This window comes from Microcystis sp. M015S2, assembly GCF_020245945.1.
GTDB lineage: Bacteria > Cyanobacteriota > Cyanobacteriia > Cyanobacteriales > Microcystaceae > Microcystis.
The window spans coordinates 20,863-27,038 of record NZ_JADBTX010000032.1 but is presented as its reverse complement, the minus strand read 5'-3'; the positions used below and the strand labels follow the sequence as shown (position 1 = coordinate 27,038).

General features: G+C 36.9%; 3 protein-coding genes. 1 reads left to right on the top strand and 2 read right to left on the bottom strand.

What is annotated here, in order from left to right:
* Positions 1 to 768: 768 nt before the first annotated feature.
* Both IM473_RS07260 and IM473_RS07255 read right to left on the bottom strand, forming a co-directional pair.
* On the bottom strand, positions 769 to 1,617 hold the full coding sequence (locus tag IM473_RS07260; RefSeq protein WP_287658228.1) for a hypothetical protein: 849 nt from the start codon (positions 1,615 to 1,617) through the stop codon (positions 769 to 771).
* 17 nt (positions 1,618 to 1,634) lie between these two features.
* Positions 1,635 to 2,918 carry a hypothetical protein gene (locus IM473_RS07255; protein ID WP_287710447.1) on the bottom strand — a complete coding sequence of 428 codons (1,284 nt, stop codon included), beginning with the start codon at positions 2,916 to 2,918 and terminating at the stop codon, positions 1,635 to 1,637.
* A 533-nt stretch (positions 2,919 to 3,451) separates the two neighbouring features.
* Between IM473_RS07255 and IM473_RS07250 the strand changes: the two genes are divergently transcribed.
* Positions 3,452 to 6,055 (top strand): hypothetical protein, encoded by a 2,604-nt coding sequence (locus IM473_RS07250; protein ID WP_287658226.1) that lies wholly within the window; start codon positions 3,452 to 3,454, stop codon positions 6,053 to 6,055.
* The last annotated feature ends 121 nt before the right edge of the window (positions 6,056 to 6,176 follow it).

The following is a 6,176-nucleotide window of genomic DNA, read 5'->3' as shown; positions in this document are numbered from 1 at the left end:
TAATAATAATTCCTAGTAAGCTCGCTCCTATCCCTAATTCTTTCGTTAGCTTTTTGCCTAGAATTGCTAAATCTATTTCTAGCGAGAGAAGCTAGAAGCCTTTGTTGGCAAGTTTTCTAGCTCGCTTGTCCCCCTGTCAGGGTCTGATGTCATTATCTACGACTGTTACAACAGTCTTTGACCACCAACGAAATAGAAACCCTTGAACAACAACTATAAAAATCAGTACTACTCTCTGAGAATCTAGCTGGTTTTGTATAAAAGTCACAAAAATCCTCCAACCTAATTGATAATTAGAAGGGTTGTCGTTTTTAGACAACTCCAATAGATCTCGTAATAAGACACAGAAATCTAGCACAACTGGTGCAAAAAACCACCAAAATGACACACATAAAATGGTGTAGAGAATCACATATAACCAATTGATTTTGAACGCATCTCGATAATGGTGCATCCTTGGGTTATTCTTGAAAGTTAGCCAAACTTGAGCGACAGCAACAGTATAGATAAATCCCGTTAATATCGGCCAAAATCTTGCGTGAAATTTGCCTATTTCGTAGATAAAATTGTTGTTGACATAATCAACAATATGTAGCAGGTGTTTCAAAATACGTTTTTGGCTGTTAATGGAGCTTTGCGGAAACAAGCTAGACATGATTGATTTTACCTCAACTATGGGTGAAAACTAAAATTAAAGCTTTATGGTTGCTAATAGACACGGGTTAAGGGGAGGGGAGTGGTTTTTGATTAACATAAAAAAAATTGGCACTATTTCTTGGAAATATCTACGGGAGAAGAACGTCTGATACCCATGGAAAATCTTTGATTTTGGCTCTCCAAGATTTCATGAATGACACCTTCCCAGCGAATCGCCTTAATCTTTAATTCAATTAAATGCTTTCTCGTTGACTGTCTGATGTTAGGATCACGTGGTTCTAACATAAACTCATAGTAGCTCTGAATTACTGAGTCGTTGAACGACTGCATCTCCAGTATTGTCTTCCTTTTTTTGCCAGCAAAATCAATGGTTTTAACCAGACGATTCGTTGCAGTTAGCAAAGCAGTTAGCAAATTCTTTTTACGGGACTTTCCTTGTTGTTGATTTAATTGATCATAAACATCTTGTAACTGCCTCTCTATGTGAGCGATTCCTTTTGTTATTTGGCGAAAAGCAATCTCAACTTCTTCTAGATTACTAGGGTTTTTCCTCATTAATTCATCTAAGCGATCTACTCCTTCGCAAATGTCCTCCCTGGCTTTAGTTAAGCTTAAGATCCGAAAGGTTATGTTATTCTCACCCTGCATAAACTGAACAAATGGAGGGTAGGTAAATTTACCAGTTTCAGCAATTTTTTGTTGAAAAAGCTGTAACAATACAAGGGGATCAACTTTTGCCTCTTTGTCCCTCTCTTGATCTGACAAAACATTAGTGCTTGGTGGTTTTTTCAGAGAGACATTTGTTGTGAAACCAGGATAAAGAGACTTCCCTGTTTCTTTAACATACTGGTGGTAAAGATAAAGGAGTTTTTCGTCCTCGTTTAAATGTTCCGCTACCAGTTGTTTTTGTTGAGGTGTGAGGTTTGGTTGAAGTAAAAACTTGAAGGGATTAACGTACATTGTTTTATCTCCTGTTCCTAATCAATAGCAGGAGGCTCTTGATCGTTCAATCCTTCCGCCACAGCATCAATGAGTTCGTCAAAAGCCTGTTTAGCGGTTGGGTCGAATGTTAAAGCAATGCTGGGCTTATTGCGATGCCAAAGCGTCATCAGAATCGATGCACTAGAGAAAATAACGCTAAGGCTTGCAAACATAAGGGGGAATCCAAGCTTATCCGACTCTCCAGTGAGTAATTTACTACTAAAATTCCCCATAGAGGTACTAACAGCTTCTTGTCCGGCAGCAATTCGACCGTTTTCGGTAAAATGCTGGCTATAGAAGCCCCTTTTTTCCTTTTTAAGATATTCGAGACTACCACCCGACTGCTCAACAGTAGATTGCACCGTATCTAGTTGCTTTTGACCTTGCTCTCGCAGTTTCTTTCCGTCAGCTTCTAACCGTTTAGGCTTGCGACAATAGGGTAGATCTGCTGTAGGTATCTTGTCAAAGTACTTTGACGATACTCCATGGGGTCCATGTAATTTTTCGTAGAGACTAGATGTTTTAGGATCGTAAAGTTTCTCCGATTTGCCCCGTTCTGCTTGATATTCAGCCGTTTTTGTGTCGCAAATCTTTTGAGCGACTTTCGCCTGCTCTAATACTCGTTCTCCTTCAGCTATGTTTCGGCGAGGAGTGGCATAGAGATGTTCTTCTACTACTTTGTCGGCGTAGATTTTAGATAATTGAGCGGAGTTAGTCAGGATTTCCGAGCCAACACCCGAAATCAGCGTTAAAACGACTTGTAAGCTGATATTAGCCCACAAAGATCGATTAGCCCACTTGCGACTGGCAGGATTAGCATTGGAGGCCGCTGTCGAGGTAGAGTTCCCTGCTAACTGACAGAGTACGATGACAGTTACAGCACTAATCACCCCTGAAACTCCCCCACCGACACCAGCATAAGCTATAGGGACAACACCGACTGTATTCCACCAACCAGAGATCGTTTCCATTTCAGCGGTTAGTTTTGATTCCTTTTCGATCGCATCTGTCACCATAACGTCACCGTGGAGGTTCCGGGGATTGACGCGGACCAACTCAGAATTGAGAACTTTTTGCCAGAAACCGATTGTTTCAGGTGATAGATCGCCGTTTTTTGCCTTCTCTACCAAGTCTGGATGATTCTGTTTAATCCTGTCGATGAATTTGTGGGGATTAGAGCGATGGTCTTCTAGAAAGTCATCCCAACTCTTATAGGGAAAAGGAGGAGGAATTTTATTGTTGCTATCGTCTTCAGGAAACGCAAAAGTTGTTTTTGTCATCATGCCCTCAGTTGAGCTAAAATGGTTAAGCAACCCCCTTAATAAGGGGGTTTTAGTTATCGTTATTTGCCGTGCTGAGAATTATCTCGATATCTTCCAGACTGGGAGTTTCAGGCACCACAAATTGTTCCTGCCTCGATAAGGAGGCGGTTTGAAGAATCATAAGCTTTTCCTTGATAAGAACGGATGTACCACAAAAGCGACGAGGTAGCAAAAGCAACCTGGTGACTTTATCATAGCAGCCTGGTTTTTTTGTGTCAAACATAATGACACTATTTTTTGAAAATATATATTGATTAACCCATAAATTAAGCTTTAGGTATTAAAATTTAGTTCATATATACTGTTATCTGAGTCCAAAATCAGTACATATAAACTGTTTATAAAAAATACAGAGTATATGTACTAAGAAATTGAGCAGGACATAATGTTCTAGAATGGAGAAAGCACCCTGCTCTCCTGGAACGGGAAAGGGGAGGTGAGGGCTAGAAATATAGAACAATAGTATTATCCAAGCAACGACGCAGTTAGATATGACTAAAAAATCACTAAGAAAACTTATTGAGTTCCTTAATAAAGAGTGCCTAGTTACCCAAGGAGAGCTTGCAGAAGGCTTAGGCATCAGTCGTGCAGTCGTAAGTAAATACTTTAGTGATAAAGAAAACTATGTTTTACCAATTGTGCGTGAAAACATAATTAGCCTTTTTAATTACATTAAAAAGAATGAGGATAACCCGCCGACGGCTAAAGGTATTACCGATGCAAAGTTATCCGTAGAAGAAAAAGAGAAAAAAATTAAAGCTGCTATGGACTTCCGGGAACAGATAGCTTCAGTCGATGAATTCTTAGAAATGGCGGGGTATCTCCCCGAACATAACAAAAATATACAAGTATCTACCAACATCTTTCAAATGGTTTTAGAAATAGCGACAGAGTTGGAACTTTTGAGTGTAGAAAATGCACAAAACTTAAGTTTTGATTTTAAGTCTCTGCTTCATACTAAATCCAAAACAAGCAGCCAAACAGATGAGGATGACAGAAAAGATTATTTAGCTGAACGTATAGCTGAGATCGTCACAGATAACAGAATTCCATTGACATTGATAGAAAAATTATCCATTAAGCAAAAGTTACAAAAAGTCAAAATCAAGTTAGAGCAAAGAAATAAAAAAACGTTTACAGAACAAGAAGCTCTTGCTCTGTTTATTAGCATAGCAATAAAAGAGAAACTGTTGAGAGATTTAGAAGATATAAGCATTCGCTTAGAAAAAGTAGAATATCAAACCTTATCTTTTTCGATTAACTCTGGAGATGAATTTAAGGATTTACATCAAATAATATGGGGCAAAATCGCCCGTCAAGAAGAATGGAAATTAGTGGGCTATACGGAAGAAAATAAAATGTTAGAATGTGATACTTTTCATGAATCTGAACCTGTATTATTAGCTAAACTAACTTGTATTTTTAGATATAAAAATCAAGCCGAAAAACTAACTTTTACTTATACATCAAATAATACCTTTTTAGAAAATGGTGTTGCAGCTATTGGACTCAATTTAGGCTTCAGTCCAGAGTTAGGAGACATCAATTTCTTATCAACAAAAGTTATATCAACTGACAAAAATGGGTTAGTTGAAACAACAGTTCTTCTTAAAGAAAAAGTGGGCGAAAATGATAATAAATATCAATATTATCAAGCGACTTGGGTAGATATTGATACCTTTAAATCCACACTACAGGCTATTTTATCCGCCTCTATCCATTGGCTATCCTATCATGCTAGAGATAATAATAATGGATTATTACAATTAGGAAATTATCAATCACTTTGTGTAGAATTAACAAAGATTAGACATAGGGCGTTTAATGCTAGACGTACTTTAAATGATTTTCAATTTTTGGATGACGAATGTGGTGATTCAAATATTACTGGAATTGTTGATGATGCTATCAATCAATTAAAAAAATTAGAAAAAGAAGACTATTTAGGAGTAGGAAAAATTACCGAAGCTTACCGAATTAACTTTTATTTATGTTACCTTGAAGCCCAAATCATTCGTTTAAGAAGATTTAACACACAGGGAAATATTCAGCAAGTAACAGAAATCTTAAATAACATTAAAGAGACCCAAGATAAATACTTTAATTCAGAGGAAATGATAAAAAACAATTTTGCAAACCTCATGAAGTTAAGAGATGTTGAAGACTATCTGTATAAATTTTCAATAGGTCACGAAGACGTATTCAACTTGAACAACTTGAACGACTTGAAAAAAGTAAAGAATGATCAAAACAATTCGGGTAAAGAAAATGACGCTGATAAAGATGCTGGACTAGATGTTTACACTTCACTATCAGAAGTTTATGGCAATGTTGCAAGATTCCAATTTTATCTTTCTGATGATAAAGACACCTTAATTAAAGCAAGAGAAAATTTTCTCAAAGCTGCTTATCATGCTTCTCGTATGGGAGCAAAGCGAAGAACAGCAAAATGGATTACATTTGCGGGAAGAGTGAATGTAAGATTAGGTAGTCAGAATGATGATCTTATTCCGATAGAACAGTATCTTTATCTGAGTAAAGCTATTATCAGCAAAGGAGTTAGTGCGGAATATAAACCCATCTTCAGGGACGCTTTAGAGTCGGAAATAAATTTGCTTCGTGGAGAACTGCATTTCATGGGAAGAAAATATGAACAGGCCTTTTATTGTTTTTTATTAGCACTGAAAGGAAGTATTTTTCTAGGGTTCAATCGTCGAATTAGTGATAGTTTGTATAACCTTCATAGATGTTATAAAAAACTAGGCGGCACATCCATAAGATCCCTGCTTGAGAAACAAGAAAGTTGTTTCCAATTACATGAAGATAAACGGGAATTAAATCCCCAAAGCAATGCTGCCTCAGAAGCAGCTATTGATTTAGTTAACAATTACTTGCAGAATGTTCAAAATTCCGAGTCCTTTCAAAATAATAATTCTAAGGACTACATTATTCCTACGGATAGCTTTTTAAACACGGCTAAAGGTATTTGGACTCAATGGTACAGAGCTATGACCGATAGCAGTGAAATAGATAGTCAACATCCAGTAGCAATTTTAATGGATCAAGGTAAATGGCTATCTATTCTTGAAGATTAAAAGTTAATAGCTAATATCTGAAATTCTTTTATCAAGTTAAGAGCTTCTGATTGATTTCTGCTGCTTTGCTATCTTATCTCTCTTTTCCTTATCCCAAAAAAACAGATCAAACTGGTTAATC

Coding starts and splice junctions, on each gene's coding strand:
- IM473_RS07260 (WP_287658228.1), bottom strand. CDS start 1,617: ATGTACGTTAATCCCTTCAAGTTTTTACTTCAACCAAACCTCACACCT.
- IM473_RS07255 (WP_287710447.1), bottom strand. CDS start 2,918: ATGACAAAAACAACTTTTGCGTTTCCTGAAGACGATAGCAACAATAAA.
- IM473_RS07250 (WP_287658226.1), top strand. CDS start 3,452: ATGACTAAAAAATCACTAAGAAAACTTATTGAGTTCCTTAATAAAGAG.